General features: G+C 62.4%; 17 protein-coding genes. 10 read left to right on the forward strand and 7 right to left on the reverse strand.

The genetic code is table 11. From position 1 onward, the window contains the following. Positions 1-230 (reverse strand): hypothetical protein (locus tag AAGW23_RS09535; protein WP_342406240.1); only part of this gene is annotated, 230 nt, incomplete at its 3' end. 88 nt (positions 231-318) lie between these two features. Here AAGW23_RS09535 and AAGW23_RS09540 point away from each other — a divergent pair. The 5 genes from AAGW23_RS09540 (at position 319) to AAGW23_RS09560 (ending at position 5,240) form a co-directional block, all read left to right on the forward strand. After that, positions 319-1,092: an ABC transporter ATP-binding protein gene (locus tag AAGW23_RS09540; protein WP_342406241.1), complete on the forward strand. Its 774-nt coding sequence runs from the start codon at positions 319-321 to the stop codon at positions 1,090-1,092. Further along, a complete protein-coding gene (locus tag AAGW23_RS09545; RefSeq protein ID WP_342406242.1) occupies positions 1,089-1,805 on the forward strand; it encodes an ABC transporter ATP-binding protein in 717 nt (238 codons plus the stop codon). The genes AAGW23_RS09540 and AAGW23_RS09545 overlap by 4 nt, the downstream gene beginning before the upstream one ends. Positions 1,806-2,027: 222 nt before the next feature. Then, a complete protein-coding gene (locus tag AAGW23_RS09550) occupies positions 2,028-3,245 on the forward strand; it encodes an ABC transporter substrate-binding protein (protein ID WP_342406243.1) in 1,218 nt (405 codons plus the stop codon). A gap of 79 nt (positions 3,246-3,324) precedes the next feature. Continuing rightward, positions 3,325-4,212: a branched-chain amino acid ABC transporter permease gene (locus AAGW23_RS09555; protein ID WP_102835095.1), complete on the forward strand. Its 888-nt coding sequence runs from the start codon at positions 3,325-3,327 to the stop codon at positions 4,210-4,212. A 2-nt stretch (positions 4,213-4,214) separates the two neighbouring features. Then, positions 4,215-5,240 carry a branched-chain amino acid ABC transporter permease gene (locus AAGW23_RS09560; RefSeq protein WP_342406244.1) on the forward strand — a complete coding sequence of 342 codons (1,026 nt, stop codon included), beginning with the start codon at positions 4,215-4,217 and terminating at the stop codon, positions 5,238-5,240. A gap of 206 nt (positions 5,241-5,446) precedes the next feature. On the opposite strand, the gene AAGW23_RS09565 is transcribed toward AAGW23_RS09560, so the two are convergent. Beyond that, the gene (locus AAGW23_RS09565; RefSeq protein ID WP_342406245.1) at positions 5,447-6,223 is read right to left on the reverse strand and encodes an enoyl-CoA hydratase; all 777 of its coding nucleotides are present in this window, start codon (positions 6,221-6,223) and stop codon (positions 5,447-5,449) included. A gap of 174 nt (positions 6,224-6,397) precedes the next feature. Between AAGW23_RS09565 and AAGW23_RS09570 the strand changes: the two genes are divergently transcribed. From AAGW23_RS09570 to AAGW23_RS09590, 5 genes are all read left to right on the forward strand, one after another. Next, complete coding sequence (locus tag AAGW23_RS09570) at positions 6,398-7,288, forward strand: LysR family transcriptional regulator (RefSeq protein WP_148924429.1); 891 nt, start codon at positions 6,398-6,400, stop codon at positions 7,286-7,288. Continuing rightward, entirely contained in the window at positions 7,285-8,331 is a 1,047-nt protein-coding gene (locus AAGW23_RS09575; protein ID WP_342406246.1) for an AraC family transcriptional regulator, read from the forward strand. Before AAGW23_RS09570 ends, AAGW23_RS09575 begins: the two co-directional genes overlap by 4 nt. A 158-nt stretch (positions 8,332-8,489) precedes the next feature. Beyond that, the gene (locus AAGW23_RS09580) at positions 8,490-9,257 is read left to right on the forward strand and encodes an SDR family NAD(P)-dependent oxidoreductase (protein ID WP_342406247.1); all 768 of its coding nucleotides are present in this window, start codon (positions 8,490-8,492) and stop codon (positions 9,255-9,257) included. A 15-nt stretch (positions 9,258-9,272) separates the two neighbouring features. Further along, on the forward strand, positions 9,273-10,460 hold the full coding sequence (locus AAGW23_RS09585) for an acetyl-CoA C-acyltransferase (RefSeq protein ID WP_342406248.1): 1,188 nt from the start codon (positions 9,273-9,275) through the stop codon (positions 10,458-10,460). Positions 10,461-10,470: 10 nt separating this feature from the next. Further along, positions 10,471-11,604, forward strand: a complete 1,134-nt coding sequence (locus AAGW23_RS09590; RefSeq protein ID WP_342406249.1) for an acyl-CoA dehydrogenase — start codon at positions 10,471-10,473, stop codon at positions 11,602-11,604. 91 nt (positions 11,605-11,695) lie between these two features. Here AAGW23_RS09590 and AAGW23_RS09595 read toward each other — a convergent pair whose 3' ends face one another. The 5 genes from AAGW23_RS09595 to mmsB form a co-directional block, all read right to left on the reverse strand. Next, positions 11,696-12,772: a CaiB/BaiF CoA-transferase family protein gene (locus tag AAGW23_RS09595; protein WP_342406250.1), complete on the reverse strand. Its 1,077-nt coding sequence runs from the start codon at positions 12,770-12,772 to the stop codon at positions 11,696-11,698. 347 nt (positions 12,773-13,119) lie between these two features. Further along, positions 13,120-14,772 (reverse strand): long-chain fatty acid--CoA ligase, encoded by a 1,653-nt coding sequence (locus AAGW23_RS09600; protein ID WP_425540821.1) that lies wholly within the window; start codon positions 14,770-14,772, stop codon positions 13,120-13,122. A 201-nt stretch (positions 14,773-14,973) separates the two neighbouring features. Beyond that, a complete protein-coding gene (locus AAGW23_RS09605) occupies positions 14,974-16,125 on the reverse strand; it encodes an acyl-CoA dehydrogenase family protein (RefSeq protein ID WP_342406251.1) in 1,152 nt (383 codons plus the stop codon). Between the two features lie 10 nt (positions 16,126-16,135). Beyond that, a complete protein-coding gene (locus AAGW23_RS09610; protein ID WP_342406252.1) occupies positions 16,136-17,191 on the reverse strand; it encodes an enoyl-CoA hydratase/isomerase family protein in 1,056 nt (351 codons plus the stop codon). After that, positions 17,188-18,084, reverse strand: coding sequence for a 3-hydroxyisobutyrate dehydrogenase (gene mmsB / locus AAGW23_RS09615; RefSeq protein WP_342406253.1), 897 nt, complete (start codon positions 18,082-18,084; stop codon positions 17,188-17,190). Before mmsB ends, AAGW23_RS09610 begins: the two co-directional genes overlap by 4 nt. Positions 18,085-18,115: the final 31 nt, after the last annotated feature.

An 18,115-nucleotide genomic window follows, 5' to 3' on the forward strand; every position in this document is an offset into this window, starting at 1 on the left:
TGCGCAGCAACTTCGGCAGCGACATCAACGAAACCCGCCTGATCCTCAGCTACACCCTGGCGCTCTGGTAAGACCAGAAAGCAACACTGCAATGACTCCTCGTTGATCTTTTGCCGGGCCCTGGCGGCCCGGCTTTTTTCAGAGCGTTTCACCCGTACAGCTGCTGCTGTATAGCCCGAGATGACCAGTAGTACGCTCAATCGAGCGTTTGAAAAGGATGCTTGCTTCAACGCGTAAACGGTTGTTATCGTTTACGTAAAGGTCACCCAGTGATCTGCGCCATAACCAACAACAATAATCAGGGTTAGAGGGCATCCCATGGCACCGGAATTCGTGCTGGAAACGCGCGGTCTGACCAAGGAATTTCGCGGCTTCACCGCAGTGGATTCCGTTGATCTGCGTGTACAGAAAGGACACATCCATGCACTGATCGGCCCCAACGGGGCTGGCAAGACGACAGTGTTCAATCTCCTCACCAAGTTTCTGACGCCTACACGGGGCGAGATCCTCTACCGCGGCAAGGCCATCACCTCGATGAAGGCGAATCAGATCGCTCGTCTCGGCCTGGTGCGCTCGTTCCAGATTTCTGCGGTGTTCGGCCACATGAGCGTGCTGGAAAACGTGCGCGTGGCACTGCAGCAGAAATTGGGCAATTCGTTTCACTTCTGGAAGTCCGAACGCACGTTGCGCGAGCTCGACGAGCGCGCGCTGCAGCTGCTTGCCGAGGTCGATCTGGAAAGCTATGCCCAGACGCTGGCCATCGAGTTGCCTTACGGACGAAAGCGCGCGCTTGAACTGGCCACCACGCTCGCGCTGGACCCGGTCGTGCTGCTCCTAGACGAGCCGACTCAAGGCATGGGCGGTGAAGACGTCGACATGGTCGTAGCGCTGGTACGACGCGCTGCCGAAAACCGTACGGTGCTGATGGTCGAGCACAATCTCAGCGTCGTCAGCCGCCTTTGTGACCGCATCACCGTACTGGCGCGCGGTTCGGTCCTGGCCGAGGGCGATTACGACAGCGTCTCGGCGAATCCTGAGGTGCGAGAGGCCTACATGGGTAGCGAAGCCAACGCAGAGGAGGCTCACGCATGACGCCCAAAGCTGATCGCGACCAGTTGCGAGTCGATGACCTGCATGCGTTTTACGGCGAATCCCACATTTTGCATGGTGTCCACCTGGTGGTGGGGCGGGGCGAACTGGTTACCCTGCTGGGCCGCAACGGCTCAGGCCGCAGCACCACGTTGCGCGCCATCATGAACATGGTCGGCCGGCGCACCGGCTCCATCATCGTCAATGGCAACGAAACCATCGACATACCCGCCCACCAGATACCCAGGCTCGGCGTCGGCTACTGTCCTGAAGAGCGCGGCATCTTCTCCAGTCTCAACGTCGAGGAAAACCTGTTGTTGCCGCCCACCGTACGCAGCGGCGGGATGGGGCTGGATGAGCTTTACGAAATGTTCCCCAACCTGTACGAGCGTCGCTTCAGCCAGGGCACGCGCTTGTCCGGCGGCGAGCAGCAGATGCTGGCGATGGCGCGCATTCTGCGTACCGGCGCCAACCTACTGCTGCTTGATGAGATCACCGAAGGTCTGGCCCCGGTGATCGTGCAAAAGCTCGCGGAGGTCCTGATCAAACTCAAGAAACGTGGCCTGACCATCGTGCTGGTGGAGCAGAATTTCCGCTTCGCCGCACCACTGGCCGACCGTCATTACGTGATGGAGCACGGGCAGATTATCGAAGAGATCAGCGCCGCAGACCTGGATTCGAAAAAGGAGTTTTTGAATAGCTGTCTGGGGGTGTGACCACCCTCGCCAAGCAGTCATTGTGAAAACTACTGCGCTCGGTAATGCAGCGTTAAAAACAGGATCGGAATGCTCATTTACAGCTCGTAAATTCCGCATCCTCTCCTGTTTTTGCCTTGCCTTCCCGTCGCTCGTTAAGTCTCACAACGCCTGCAAGCCAGCCGGTCCGCAGTAGATGCCGGTGATCAATAGCCACAACAAAAACAATCACAGTGGGTGAATATGAAAATGCTCAAGAAAACCGCAGCCGCCATCCTTGTATCCAGCATGATCGCCGGTGCCGCCCAGGCCGAAATCAGCAACGATGAAGTCCGCATCGGTTATCTCGCCGATATGTCCGGGACCTACCGTGACCTGTCCGGCCCCGGTGGGTTGGAAGCACTGCAAATGGCCATCGAGGATTTCGGTGGTACGGTCAACGGCAAGAAGATCGTCACGTTTCATGCCGACGACCTGAACAAGCCCGACGTGGGTGCCAACACGGTTCGTCAGTGGATCGACGAGCGTAACGTCGACATGGTGACCGGCATGGTCGCCAGCTCCGTGGTGCTGGCAGCCGCCAAGGTGGTAGAGCAGGGCGGTAAGCTCGCGCTCATTTCCGGCGCCGCGGCTTCGAGCATTACCAATGAGTACTGCGCACCAAGTCATATCCACTGGACCTACGACACCTTCGCGCTGGCAAACGGCACCGCCAACGCCGTGCTCAAGGATGGCGGCAAGAGTTGGTTCATCCTCACCGCTGACTACGCGTTTGGCCACGCCATGGAAAACGACATCAAAAAGGTGGTCGAAGCCGAAGGCGGCAGCGTGGTCGGCACGGTACGCCACCCATTCCCGAGCAGTGACTTCTCGTCCTACATCCTCCAGGCCCAGGGTTCGGGCGCTGATGTGGTCGCGCTGGCCAACGCCGGTGCAGACACGGTGAACTCGTTGAAAACCGCCAGCGAATTCGGCGTGACCCAGTCCGGACAGAAACTCGCCGGCATGGTCGTCTTCCTCAACGATATCCACGCGATGGGCCTGGATGTCACCCAGGGACTGATGCTGACTACCGGCTGGTACTGGGACATGAACGAAGAAACCCGCGCCTGGGCCAAGCGTTACGAAGAGCGCGTTGGGCGCATGCCAGGCATGGTTCCCGCCGGTATCTACTCGGCGACCATGCATTACCTCAACGCCGTGAAGGAAACGGGCAGCGACGACGCCCAGGTCGTTCGCGCGCAGATGGCCAAGACACCGGTCAACGACATGTTTGCCAAGAACGGGAAGATCCGTGAAGACGGCCGCATGGTTCACGACATGTATCTGGTGAAGGTGAAGTCTCCAGCCGAATCCAAGGGCGAGTGGGACCTCTATGAGGTGGTCAGCACCATCCCGGGCGATGAGGCCTTCCGTCCCATCGGCGAGAGCCAGTGCCAGCAGATGGCTCCAAAGGGCTGACCAGGCTGGCGTACCGCGACCCGGTCAGCCGCCATGCCGCGCTGGCCGGGTTTTCCGGAATCCCTTTGGGTAGTGAATCATGACTCTCATTTTCGGCGTTCCCCTGAGCGTACTGTTCGGGCAGCTTCTGCTCGGCCTCATCAATGGGTCGTTCTACGCGCTGTTGAGCCTCGGCCTGGCCATCATCTTCGGCTTGCTGCGCATCATCAACTTCGCCCACGGCGCGCAATACATGCTCGGCGCGTTTGCCGCCTTCATCGGGTTGAATTACCTGGGCATCAACTACTGGATGGCGTTGCTGCTGTCGCCGTTGCTGATTGGCCTGCTGGGCATGGGTATCGAACGGGGTCTGCTGCGCCGTATCGCCGGAGAAGATCATCTGTACGGTCTGCTGCTCACCTTCGGCCTGGCGCTGATCGTCGAGGGTAGTTTCGTCAAGTTGTTCGGCGTGTCCGGATCGCCGTATCCGATGCCCGACCTGCTGAAGGGCGGGCATAACCTGGGCTTCATGTTCCTGCCGACCTACCGCGGCTGGGTGATCGTTGCAGCGCTGACGGTGTGCTTCGCAACCTGGTACATGATCGAACGCACCCGGCTGGGCTCGTACCTGCGCGCCGGTACAGAGAATCCGAAACTGATGCAGGCCTTCGGTATCAACGTTCCGCTGCTGGTTACCCTGACGTACGGCTATGGCGTCGCGCTGGCCGCGTTCGCTGGTGTGCTCGCCGCACCCATCTACGCCGTTACGCCAGGGATGGGCTCGAACCTGCTGATCGTGGTGTTCGCCGTTGTGGTGATCGGCGGCATGGGTTCGATCATGGGCGCGATCGTCACGGGGCTTGCGATGGGCCTCATCGAAGGGCTCACCAAGGTGTTCTATCCGGAGGCGGCCAACACGGTGATCTTCGTGATTATGGTGCTGGTACTGCTGCTGCGGCCAGCCGGTCTGTTCGGAAAGGAGGCATGAACATGTCGACTCAAGAAAACATTCAAGCGTCTCCCATGCAGGCCTCGGCGCTACAAGTGCGCGCCAATGCCGAGCGCGAGCGCCGCCGGGCTGCGCGACGTCGGCAGCATCTGTTTTATCTGGTGCTGCTGGGCGTGGCGATGGTGGCGCCGCTGATGGTGTACCCGGTATTCCTGATGAAGCTGTTGTGCTTCGCCCTGTTCGCCTGTGCATTCAATCTGCTGCTGGGGTACGCGGGGCTACTGTCCTTCGGCCACGCTGCATTTTTCGCCTGTGGTGGCTATATCACCGGCTACATGCTGAGTACCTATACGGGTCTGAGTACCGAACTGGGGATCGTCGCCGGCACACTGGCGTCAACCGTGCTGGGGTTCGTCTTCGGCTTGCTGGCGATTCGCAGGCAAGGCATTTACTTCGCAATGATCACCCTCGCGCTGGCGCAGATGGTGTTCTTCGTCTTCGTCCAAGCGCCGTTCACCGGTGGCGAAAACGGCATGCAGGGCGTACCGCGCGGGCATCTGTTCGGTCTGTTCGACATGCAGAACAACATGTCCCTGTACTACTTCGTGCTGGCGGTGTTCGTCCTGGGCTTCGTGATCATCCAGCGGACCATCCATTCACCCTACGGTCAGGTGCTCAAGGCGATTCGCGAAAATGAGCCGAGGGCGATCTCGCTGGGCTACAACGTCGACGCGCACAAGTTGCTGGCCTTCGTCATATCCGCGGGATTGACGGGTCTTGCCGGCTCGACGAAGACGGTGGTGTTCCAGCTTGCCTCGTTGACCGATGCACACTGGCACATGTCCGGTGAGGTGATCCTGATGACCCTGCTGGGTGGCGTCGGCACCATTCTCGGTCCGGTGGTGGGCGCGACGGTCGTGGTCACGCTGCAGAGTTCGCTGTCCAACGGCCCGCTGGGTGAATGGGTGCACGTGATTCTCGGGGTGATCTTCGTGCTCTGCGTGCTGCTGTTCCGCTCGGGGATCGTTGGGTGGGTGGAGCGCTTGATCAAGCGCAACTTCAAATAGCGGGCCGCTGCTCCTGACGCGCCGCCGCTGTTAGCCACACGCGGCGGGAGAGGGGAGCCGAAAGGTGTGGCCGGGCATGCCTCCACTGGGGCCGGATGGCATCGGTCTGACGCAGTACCAGCGTACGAGGTGCAACATCGTCGCCTCGTTCAGGCTCTTCCCTGAGCCCGTCTTGTCAGCATGTACCCTTGATGGTCAGAAGCGCCTCAAGCGTTCTGCCAGTCAGGCTTGCGCTTCTCCAGGAACGCGTTGACACCTTCCTTCTGATCCTTTGTATCGAACAGCTCGGCGAACAGCTCGCGTTCCTCAGCCCAACCTGAGCTGTGATCGTCGTTGCGCGCGTTCATTACCAGGCGCTTGCAACGGCTGACCGAGGAAGGGCTCTGCTTGCTGGCACCTTCGGCAAGCTTCAGGGCTGCGTCCAGGGATTGCCCGCGCGGGACCACTTCCTCGACCAAACCAATCTTCTCGGCGCGCTGAGCATCGATGCGCTCGCCGCAGAGAATCATGCGCTTGGCCCAGCCTTCGCCCACCAACCAGGGCAGGTTCTGCGTGCCACCGGCGCAGGGCAGCAGACCCACGCTGGCTTCAGGCAAGGCCATCTGCGCCTGTTCTTCAGCGATGCGAATGTCGCAAGCCAGCGCACATTCGAGGCCGCCACCCATGGCGTATCCGTTGATGGCCGCGATGGAAACGCCGCGAAAGCGCGTCAGTGCATCAAAGGCTCGGCCAAAGAGTTGCGCAACCTCTCGGGCGCCGTTCTTGTCACCATCGGCAAACTGTTTGAGGTCAGCGCCTGCTGAGAAGAACTTGTCACCCTGACCGGTAATGACCAGCGCGTAGACGTCTGGATTGTCACTGAGCTGGCCGATCATCTGTTCCAGCGCCGCCAGCGACTCGCGATCCCATGTATTGGCAGGTGGATTGGCAATCGTCAGCAGCGCCGTGTGGTCGCGCATTTCGAGATGGATCTTCTGGCTCATGTCGGTTCCTTGTGCTTGAAAAAGGGACGGTCGCCTGAGGCGAAACGAGGCTCGATAGACGAGCCTAGCAGTGTAAAAATAGTAAACACATGGTGCGAAATGCAGAGGTATTCTGTGTTTTTGCACAGCGCGCCGCGGACGGCACGCGTCAACTCGATGGATCTGGAGTCTGCAGTGGATTGGGACAACCTGCGTTTTTTTCTCGAACTCGCGCGTGCGGGCAAACTGACGGTCGCCGCCAGGCGCCTGGCTGTAGACCACACCACGGTGGCCCGACGGGTGCAGGCCCTGGAGAAAAGCCTGGACCGGCAACTGTTCATCCGTGCCAAAGCAGGCTACCGGCTATCCGAGGCGGGCCGCGAACTGCTGGCCCAGGCCGAGGCGATGGAGAGCGCCATTGCCTCCATCGAACAACCGAGCCTAACCGCCGACAAACTCTCAGGCCAGGTACGCATTGGTGCAACCGAGGGTTACGGCACGGTGATGCTGGCAGGCCAACTGGCCAACCTGACCCGCGATTACCCGCACCTGGGTGTGGATCTGCTGGCGGTGCCTCGCTCGGTCAGATTGGCGCGGCATGAGGCGGACATCGTCATTACTCTGGAGCGTCCCGAGCGTGGCCCTTATGTGATCACCAAGCTCACCGACTACGTGTTGCGGCTTTATGCGTCGGAAGCCTACCTGGCCTCACACCCGCCCATTCGCAGCCGGGAGGACCTCAGCGGTCATGTCTTCGTCAGCTATATCGAGGACCTGCTGTACAGCAAGGAGCTCTTCTACCTCGACGAGATCGTTCGTCCCCGTCAGCACTCGCTGCGCAGCACCAGTATCCTTGCCCAGCAAGAAGCCGTTGCCGCCGGGGCCGGGCTGGCTATCCTGCCGGCATTCCTGGCGCGCAAGGAGCCGCTGCTCAAGGAAGTCCTGGTCGGCGAAATCGAATTCACCCGAACCTTCTGGATGCTGATGCCGGTGGAAAACAAGGACCTGGCACGGATGCGGGTGTGCTGGGATTTCCTGCGGGATGTTGCCGCCAATAGCCATGATGTGATGATGGGGCGCGCATGAACCGCGACGGCAAGGGCACCATTTCCGTCAGGCTGGTGGGCGAGGCGCTGCAAGCCTTCACTTCGCCTTCGTTGCCAGCCGATCAGCTGCTGCATCAACTCGGGCTGATGTCGATCGACCTCGCCGATTCCAAAGCGAGAATCGATGTGGCCGACTTCAGCAAACTCTGGCGGCGCCTGGCGCGGCACTTCGACGATGAGTTTTTTGGGATGGATGCGCGGCGCATGCGTGCCGGCAGTTTCGCCTTTGTATGCCGCGCGGCGATGGCTCAGCAAACGCTCGATGGCGCGCTTCGTGTCGCCCTGGATTTCTTCGGGCTGACCTTCGAAGGCTTTCGCGGCGAGCTTTATCGCAGCGAGAGCCTGGCTGAGATCAAGCTGTCGGAGCCGCCCGGAGCCCCGCCGCTCAGGGCCTTCAGCTACTTCACTTTCTGGATGCTGTTGCACGGCCTGGCCTGTTGGTTGGTTGGACGGCGCATCCCGCTGCTGGCCGTCGAGCTGCGTTGCGACGAGCCGGCCTACACCGAGGACTACCGCGTCATGTTCTCGCGCAACCTGCGCTTCGCGCGGCCAACCACACGGATCATTTTCGCTGCCGAGGTGCTCGACCTTCCGGTACGCCGCAGCGAGCAGGAGTTGCACGACTTCCTGGTGCATGCGCCTTCCAATATCCTGGTTAAATACCGCGACACCACGAGCCTCGCCAGCCGCATCAAAGCGCAACTGCGTGACTTGCCGGCCGAAGAGTGGCCGACCAGCGAAGCGCTGGCGCAGACCTTGTGCGTATCAGCGTCGACCCTGCGCCGTCGGCTGGCGGAAGTTGGGCAAACGTACCAGGCGATCAAGGACCAGGTGCGTCAGGAAATGGCCACCCTGTGGCTGGCAGATGCCTCCATCACCTACGCAGAAATCGCCGAGCGCTTGGGTTTTGCAGATGTCAGCTCGTTCTACAAGGCGTTCCGCAAATGGTCCGGAACCAATCCGGGGCAGTACCGCAGCCTGATCTTGCGGGCGGACGAACCTGTTACTTCGCGATTTTCATAACGGAACCCACACCGACCATAGCGCCTGGCTTGGCCAAACCGGTCATCGCGATTGCGTGCATCGACCATTGTTCGTACCTACCGGTCTGAAGAAGATGAACCCAGCAGGATCCGGCTGCCAAAGTGCTGCGATCCCATCCATCTCCATGAGGTCGAGCTGTGGACATTCAAGACAAGGTTTTCCTGATCACAGGTGGCGCATCCGGACTGGGTGCGGCCGCTGCCGAAGCGTTGGTCGCCGCTGGCGCAAAGGTGGTGTTGGCCGACATCAATGCCGAGTTGCTTAACGAACGCAGCGAAGCGCTGGGAGCCAACGCCCATGCAGTAGTCACCAATGTGTGTGACGAGGCGGCCGCTCAGGCGGCGGTGAACGCGGCGGTTGAGCGGTTCGGTGGTCTGCACGGGATGGTCAATTGCGCCGGCGTCGCCAGCGGTGAAAAGATCCTCGGTCGCCAGGGGCCGCATGGCCTGGACAGTTTCAGCAAGGTCATCGGCCTCAACCTGATCGGCAGCTTCAACATGCTGCGATTGGCTGCCGAAGCCATCACCCGCAGCGAACCCGATGCTCAGGGCAACCGGGGCGTGATTATCAATACAGCCTCTATCGCGGCCTACGACGGGCAGATTGGCCAGGCTGCTTATGCGGCCTCCAAGGGCGGCGTGGTCGCCATGACCCTGCCGGCGGCGCGTGAACTGGCGCGCCACGGCATCCGCGTGATGACCATCGCGCCGGGTGTGTTCGAGACGCCGATGATGGCTGGCATGCCGCAGGAGGTCCGCGACTCGCTGGCCGCCGGGGTGCCGTTCCCGCCACGTCTGGGCCGTGCCAGTGAATACGCGGCGCTGGTCCGCCATATCGTCGAGAACGACATGCTCAACGGCGAGGTGATCCGCCTCGACGGCTCGCTGCGCATGGCCGCGAAATAACTGGAGGAGACTGCAATGAACGATGATCCCATTGTGATCTTGGGCGGCGCCCGTACCCCCATGGGCGGTTTTCAGGGTGATCTGAAAAGCCTAAGCGCGCCGGAGTTGGGCGCAGCGGCAATTCGCGCCGCCGTCGAGCGCAGCGGCGTGACCGCCGAGCAAGTACAGGAAGTGCTGATGGGCTGCGTGCTGCCGGCCGGCCTCGGCCAGGCGCCGGCCCGCCAGGCTGCGCTCGGCGCGGGGCTGGGTAAGGCGACCGCGTCCACCACGCTGAACAAGATGTGCGGTTCCGGCATGCAGGCGGCGATCCTCGCCCATGATGCGCTGCGCGCCGGCTCCGTGGATGTGGTGGTTGCCGGCGGCATGGAAAGCATGTCCAACGCGCCTTACCTGCTGGAGAAAGCCCGCAGCGGCTACCGCATGGGCCACGGCAAGGTGCTCGACCACATGTTCCTCGACGGCCTCGAGGACGCCTACGACAAGGGACGCCTCATGGGTACCTTTGCCGAGGATTGCGCGCAGAACCACGGGTTCAGCCGTGAGGAGCAGGACGCCTATGCGCTGACCTCGTTGCAACGTGCCCGCGATGCCATTTCCAGTGGCCGCTTCACCAGCGAAATCGTCCCGCTTGAGGCTACCCAGGGACGTGCGCAGCGCACCGTTCGCGACGACGAACAGCCGCCCAAGGCGATGCCGGAGAAGATTCCATCCCTCAAGCCCGCGTTTCGCGAGGGCGGCACCGTGACGGCTGCCAATTCCAGTTCTATTTCTGACGGTGCCGCCGCGTTGGTACTGACGCGGTGTTCCCACGCCGAACAGCTCGGGGTGAAACCTCAGGCGATGATTCATGGGCACGCGGTATTCGCCGACGCGCCCAATCTGTTCCCCACTGCGCCCATCGGGGCGATTCACAAGCTGCTGGAGCGAACGGGCTGGCGACTCGAAGACGTTGACCTGTTCGAGATCAACGAAGCCTTTGCGGTGGTCAGCATGGTCACCATGCGCGAGCTGGGGCTCGACCACGCCAAGGTCAACGTCAATGGCGGCGCCTGCGCCCTGGGCCATCCGATCGGTGCATCCGGTGCGCGCATTCTCGTCACGCTGATCGCCGCGCTGCGTGATCGTGGCCTGCGCAAGGGCATTGCAGCCATCTGCATCGGCGGTGGTGAAGCGACCGCCATGGCCGTCGAACTCATCGACTGAGGGACCTGCCATGCTGCTCAACGAAGACCAAACCAGCATCCGCGACATGGCACGGCAGTTCGCCCAGGAACGCCTGAAGCCTTTCGCCGCCGACTGGGATCGCGAACACCGCTACCCGGCCGAAGCGATCGCCGAAATGGCCGAGCTCGGCTTTTTCGGCATGCTCTGCCCCGAACAGTGGGGCGGCAGCGAAACCGGCTACATTGCCTATGCACTGGCGCTGGAGGAGATCGCGGCGGGTGACGGCGCCTGCTCGACCATCATGAGCGTGCACAACTCGGTCGGTTGTGTGCCGATCCTGCGCTTTGGCAATGCTGAACAGAAGCAACGCTACCTGACGCCGCTGGCCAGTGGTGCACAGATAGGTGCCTTTGCCCTGACCGAGCCGCATGCCGGTTCCGATGCCAGCAGCTTGCGCACGCGCGCCCGGCGTGACGGCGACAGCTACGTGCTCAACGGCGCCAAGCAGTTCATCACCTCGGGCCAGCACGCCGGTACGGTGATCGTCTTCGCCGTGACCGACGCGGACGCCGGCAAGCGCGGCATCAGCGCCTTTATCGTGCCGACTGACACGCCCGGGTATCAGGTGGTACGCGTCGAGGACAAGCTCGGCCAGCATGCGTCGGATACGTGCCAACTGGCGTTCGAAGACATGCGGGTGCACGAGTCCCAGCGCCTGGGCGAGGAGGGCGAGGGCTACCGCATCGCCCTGGCCAATCTGGAAGGCGGCCGTATCGGTATTGCTGCTCAAGCGGTCGGCATGGCCCGCGCGGCCTTCGAAGCCGCCCGCGACTACGCCCGCGAACGTGAAGCCTTCGGCAAGGCGCTCACCGAACACCAGGCCGTTGCCTTCCGCCTCGCCGACATGGCCACTCAGATCGCCGTGGCGCGGCAGATGGTGCTGCACGCCGCCGCGCTGCGCGAGGCCGGTCAACCTGCATTGGTCGAGGCCTCCATGGCCAAGCTCTTTGCCTCGGAAATGGCCGAAAAAGTCTGCTCGGCGGCGATCCAGACGCTGGGCGGATACGGCTACCTGAAGGACTTCCCGGTGGAGCGCATCTATCGCGACGTGCGGGTCTGCCAGATCTACGAAGGCACCAGTGATATCCAGCGGTTGGTGATTGCGCGCAACCTTGGGGAATGAGGTGTGCGCTTGCCCCGCAGCTGGTCGTAGGGTGTATCACGCTTGACCGATCCACCGGTGAGGATCTCCATCCCTTTCTATTCGGGTCTTATCAATCCCAGCCACCCGCTTCTGCTGACCTGTTTATGGCGCCGGGCGTCCGAGAAAACCGCGGCGCTGGGGCGGCGTGCAGGGCGCCATCGATATCGCGATAGACGCCGCGTGCTTGCATGTGCGGGTGCTGCGCGGCTTCTTCCAAGGTGAGTGCCGGGGCGAAGCAGGCGTCGCTGCCTTCGAGCAGCGCGCACCAGTCGGCTTGAGTGCGGCTGGCGAAGAGGGTGGCGAGCTGTTCGCTCTGCTCGTGCCATTGGTCAGGGTTGGCGCACCCTTCGAGCAGGCTATCCGGGGCGCCGATGCGCTGCATCAACTCGGCAAGAAACTGCGGCTCCAATGGCCCGATGGCGATATCGCGGCCGTCGGCGCAGGTGTAGCAGCGGTAGTGCGGGGCGGCGCCGGCGAGCAGGTTGCGGTCGCGCTCCAGCGAGAGGGTGCCGTTAGGCAAGAGGCCGGCGAAGAAGGTCATCATGGAGGATACGCCGTCGATGATGGCGGCATCGACCACCTGTCCCAGGCCTGACCGCTCGCGCTCCCACAAGGCGGCCATGATGCCGAACGCCAGATACAAGGAGCCGCCGCCGAAATCTCCGACCAGATTGAGCGGCGGTATCGCCGGGCCTTCGCGTCCACCGATGGCCGCCAGAGCGCCGGTGAGCGCCAGGTAGTTGATGTCATGGCCGGCGCTTCGGGCCAAGGGTCCGGTCTGGCCCCAGCCCGTCATCCGGCCGTAGACCAGCCGTGGATTACACGCATGCACCTGTTCTGGGCCGAGGTCCAGGCGTTCCATGACGCCCGGGCGCATGCCTTCGATCAGTACGTCCGCATCTTTGGCGAGGGTCAGGCAGCGTTCGCGCCCATCGTCGGTGCGGATGTCCACCGTGATTCGCTTGCGTCCGCGCTCAACCACAGGATTGGGCCAGCCGTTGCCGCCCTCGCGCTCGACTCGGATCACCTCGGCGCCGAGGTCGGCCAGCAACATCGCGCAATGCGGACCGGGCCCGATACTGGCGAATTCCAGCACGCGCAGGCCGACCAAAGGGCCTTGGCGAAGTGTGGTGGCGGCGGTCGACATAAGGCGCGTTCCTTTAGGTGATGGGGTCCATCGCGCCCGTACGTGCAGGCGTCTGTGTGCTTCCGGCGTGGGCGGTAGTGATGGTTCTGACGTGTTAAGTGGCAGTGATGGCCGGGTTCACGGATGCACACCGATACGACGCTTTTAGTTTGTGAAACGGCGCGGTTGTTTAGAGCCCTTGTGCCGACAAGAAGGGTGGGCGAGGCCCGCCACGCTAAGGGTCGCCAGCTGGCACGCCGAAGGTGACGGGGTAAATCCGCAAAACGGCGTGGCCTGTTAAGTTCGCTAGGCTGAGTGAATCGGTGGGTCGAAGCCCACCGTATGGCGCGCCCCAAGGTTCTGCCGCGTTACAGGCTCGCCGCGTCAGCTGCGCTTTCCTCCAGCTCGATCAAGTGGTCGCGGTAGCGGTCGCGCAGGGTTTTCTTGTCGATCTTGCCCGTCGCAGTCAGCGGGACGCTGTCGATGATGACGGCGTCGGGCATCCACCATTTGACGATCTGAGGCTCGAGAAAGGCGAGCACGGTTTCGATGCAGATTTCGGTGTCGTCGTGGGGCTCGATGATCAGGATGGGGCGCTCTTCCCATTTTTCATGCGTCACGCCGACCACTGCAGCGATACGCACGCCGGGGCAGGCCACGGCGATGTTCTCGATGTCGATGGAGCTGATCCACTCGCCGCCGGACTTGATCACGTCCTTGCTGCGATCAGTGATGCGCATGTAGCCGTTGGGGTCGAGGGTGGCGATGTCGCCGGTGTCAAACCAGCCGTCGGCATCCAGCGCCGTGGTTTCGCTGCGGAAGTAGCGCTCGATCGTCCAGGGACCGCGCACCAGCAAGGCGCCGGAACTGACGCCGTCATGCGGCAGGGCGTTGCCTGCCTCATCGACAATCTTCAGCTCGATACCGAATTGCAGCCGGCCCTGGCGGGTCCAGATCGCCTCGTTGGTGGCCGCTTCGCCCATGGCCGCTAGCTTTGGCGTGGGCGTGGCGACCACGCCGAGCGGGCTGGTTTCAGTCATGCCCCAGAGTTGGCGGACGCTGACGCCATATTTCGTCTCGAATTTTTCGGCCAATGCGCGCGGTACGGCCGAGCCGGCGATGACCAGACACTTCAACTTGCCGGTGTCTTCGCCGGTGCGCTCCAGATGATTGAGGTACATCGTCCAGATGGTCGGTACGCCGCCGGAGAAAGTGACGCCCTCGTTCTGGATCAGTTCCTGCAGGCTGGCGCCGTCCATCTTGTCGCACGGCAGGACGAACTTGCAGCCGTTGATTGCCGCCGTGAAGGGTACGCCCCAGGCGGTGGCGTGGTAGAGGGAGGAGCAGGGCATGATGCAATCGAACGCGGAAAAGCCAAAGGCACCGGTGAGGCCCGCGGCCATGGCGTGCAGCACGACCGAGCGGTGGCTGTAGACCACGCCTTTGGGATTACCAGTGGTGCCGGAGGTATAGCAGAGCATGGCGCCGGCATTTTCGTCGAACTGAGGCCAGTCGGTGATTGGCTCTTCTCGGGCGATCAGCGTTTCGTAGCTTTGCGCGTCGACGTCCCCAGGCTCGGTGCGTTCGGCATCCGACAGCATGATGAAGGTTTGGATATGTTCCAGCCGCGGCCGAACCCGTTCGACCACGGCGAGAAAACTGCGATCGAACAGCAGCACACCACTGCCGGCGTGGTTCAAGGTGTAGATGATCTGCTCGTCCGACAGCCGCGGGTTGGCCGTGTGCAGTACCGCGCCGATGCCGGGTACGGCAAAGAACAGCTCGAAGTGACGATGCGTGTTCCAGGCCATGGACGACACCATGTCGCCAGGCTTCACGCCCAGGTTTTTCAGCATTGCGGCTGCCTGGCCGGTGCGTGTGGCGAGCCCGGCGTAGTCGTAGCGCCAGATTGGTTCATCCACCAGCCGCGAGACGATTTCCCGGTCGCCATGGGCGAGGGCGGCGTGGGTCAGAATGCCGCTGATCATCAGCGGGGTCTGCTGCATCGTACCTTTGAGCATCGTCGTATCCTTCTTATTGTTGTCTGGATGGCGGCCGCGCTTGCCGCCATCTGTCATTCGAATACTGCTTGCTGCCATGGCGAGTTGTTCTCGCTCTGTAAATCTAGCCGATTGCCCGCCAAGGGCCCGGCGTGCTCTTACCCGTTGGTACTGTCCTCCCGGCTGGACCACGCCTTGTGCGGGCACGCATCGCTTGTCGGCTCATAGCCCGTAATTGTTCAGCTCCCGCGCGATCAGCAGTCGCTGAATTTCGCTGGAGCCTTCGTAGATCTGCGTGATGCGCGCATCGCGGTAGTAGCGCTCGACCGGATAATCCTCGAGATAACCGTAGCCGCCGTGGATCTGCATGGCTTTGGAGCAGACGTATTCGGCCACTTCCGAAGCGAACAGCTTGGCCTGGGAGGCCTCTGACAAACACGGCAGGTTGGCGCTGCGCAGGCGCGCGGCATGCAGGATGAGCAATCGCGCGGCGTTCAGGCGCGTGTGCATGTCGGCGAGCATGTTCGCCACGCTCTGGTGCTCAATGATCGGCTTGTCGAACTGGATGCGTTCGCGGGCATAGCCGAGTGCTGCTTCGAACGCGGCGCGGGCGATGCCCAGCGCCTGGGCGCCGATGCCAATGCGGCCGCCTTCGAGATTGGATAGGGCGATGGCCAGCCCCTTGCCGCGTGGGCCGAGCAGGTTGGCTTCGGGGACGCGACAGTCACGCAGGGTGACGCCACAGGTGTCCGAAGCACGGATGCCCATCTTCTTTTCCATGCGGTCGACGACGAAGCCTGGGTTGTCGGTGGGCACCAGGAACGCCGATAGTCCCTTCTTGCCCAGCTCCGGGTCGGTGACGGCGAAAACGATCGCGATCTTGGCGCGCTTGCCGTTGCTGACGAACTGCTTGGCGCCGTTGATCACCCATTCGCCATTTTCCAGCACGGCACGGGTGCGCAGGTTGTGCGCCTCGGAGCCAGCTTGGGGTTCGGTCAGAGCAAAGCAGCCAATGGCGCGGCCCGCCGCCAGGTCCGGCAGCCATTGGTCCTGCTGCTCCGGCGTACCGTATTTCAGAATCGGGCCACAGCCGACCGAGCTGTGGATGCTCATCAGCGCACCGATGGCGCCATCTCCGGCGGAGATTTCCTCGACGGCCAGGGCATAGGCGACATAGTCGATATAGGTGCCACCCCATTGCTCGGGCACGATCATGCCGAGCAGGCCAAGCTCGCCAAGCTGGGTCACAGTGTCGTCACCGATCCAGCCGGCCTGTTCCCAGGCCTCGGCCTTCGGCGCGATTTCAGCGCGGGCGAAGTCGCGCGCCATGTCGCGGATCATCCGTTGTTCTTCGCTCAGTTCAATGTCTTGCATAGGCAGCTCCTCAGGCGCCGGCGAAGAAGGCTGCCACGCGCGCGGGCGTCACTTCGTCCAGCGTAGGTGGGCTCCAGCGAGGGTTCTTGTCCTTGTCGACGATCAGCGCGCGCACGCCTTCAATGATGTCGCCTTCGTCGAACCACTGGCGGTCCAGGTGAAGCTCCATGGCAAAGCAGTCGGCCAGCGACAAGCTGCGACCGCGACGGAGCATTTCCAGCGTGACGCTCATCGACAACGGCGAGCGGCTGTCCATGGTTTTGAGCGTCTCGGCTGCCCACTCGTGAAACTCGGGGCGTGTTTCGGCGGCCAGCGACTGGCGAATGGCGGCGACGCTGTCGTGCGAAAAATGCTCGTCGATGGCCGGGAACAGCGCCTTGAACGGCGCATCCGGCAACTCGGTGCAACCCATGGACTCCAGCAGGTTGGTCAGTGCCTGCACCGGCGCAGTGCCCCAGTCCTGGCGGTCCAGCGCCTGCTCAAGTTCGGCAAAACGCTCGTAAGGCACGCAATAATCGGCGAGACCGGCATACAGCGCGTCGGCCGAGCCAACGTGGTTACCGGTCAGGCCCATGTAGAGGCCGAGGTTGCCCGGCAGGCGCGGCAGGAAATAGCTACCGCCCACATCCGGGAAGTAGCCGATGCCGACCTCCGGCATGCCCATTCGCGTGCGCTCGGAAATCACCCGCAGCGAGGCTCCCTGAACCAGGCCCATGCCGCCGCCGAGCACGAAGCCGTTCATCAATGCCAGCAGGGGTTTGCTGTAGGCATGGATGTACTGGTCCAGCGCATATTCTTCCTCGAAGAACGCCCGATGCAGACTGTCGCCGCTCTTGTAGCTGTCGTACAGCGAGCGGATATCGCCACCGGCGCAGAAGGCTTTCTCGCCGGCGCCGCGCAACACCACGGCGACTACGTCGGGCTCGTCCGCCCAGGCTTGCAGTTGCTCGTGGAGCATCCGCACCATGGGCAGCGTGACGGCATTCAGCCCGGCGGGGCGGTTAAGTGTGAGATAGCCAACGCGGTTGCGTACCTCGATCAGTACCGGCGCTTCTGCCTGGGTCATGTCTCGTCCTCTTGGCGGTAGAGTTTGATGATCGCGGAGAAGTCCAGCCCACCGTGGCCCTGCATGCTGAAGGCCTGATAAAGCTGCTGCGCGAGACCCCCGAGGATAACCGGCTGGCGCACCTGTTTGGCCGCTTCACTGGCGAGGCCGAGATCTTTGAGCATCAAATCGGTGCCGAACCCGCCGCTGTAACCACGCGAGGCCGGGCCGTTTTCAAGCACGCCAGGGAAGGGGTTGTTGATCTCGGATGCCCAGCAACGCCCGCTTGACGAGTTGATGATTCCGGCCAACACCTTGGCGTCCATCCCCAGGGCCACGCCCAGCGACATGGCCTCGGCCACGCCAATCATCGAGATGCCGAGCAGCATGTTGTTGGCGACCTTGGCCACCTGGCCATTACCGGTGTCGCCGCAATGGACGATGTTTTTACCCATGGTGGCGAGGATCGGCTGCGCCTTCTGAAAGTCCGCCTCGCTGCCGCCGACCATGAAGGTCAAGGTGCCCGCCGCGGCGCCGACCGTGCCACCGGATACCGGAGCGTCGAGCATGAGATTGCCGTTGTTTGCTGCGGCGGCGGCGACTTCCCGCGCGGACATTGGATCGATGGTGGAGGAGTCGATCAGCAGAACGCCGGATTGGACGTTGGCCAGAAGCCCGTCTTCACCGAGGTAGACCTGCTTCACATGCGCGGCAGCCGGCAGCATGGTAATGATGGCTTCAACCCCTGCGCCCGCGACGGCAGCAGGTGAGGTCGCCTCTTTGGCGCCGGCTTCGACAAGGCCCGATACGGCAGCCGCCGAGAGGTCAAAAACAGTGACCTGATGGCCGGCCTTAAGCAGGTTGCGCGCCATGGGTCCGCCCATGTTGCCGAGCCCTAGAAATCCGATATGCATGGCCGTTTCCTTCTTGTTCTGATTGACGGCT

This window comes from Stutzerimonas chloritidismutans (assembly GCF_038562055.1).
In the GTDB taxonomy this organism is placed as follows: Bacteria; Pseudomonadota; Gammaproteobacteria; order Pseudomonadales; family Pseudomonadaceae; genus Stutzerimonas; species Stutzerimonas chloritidismutans_A.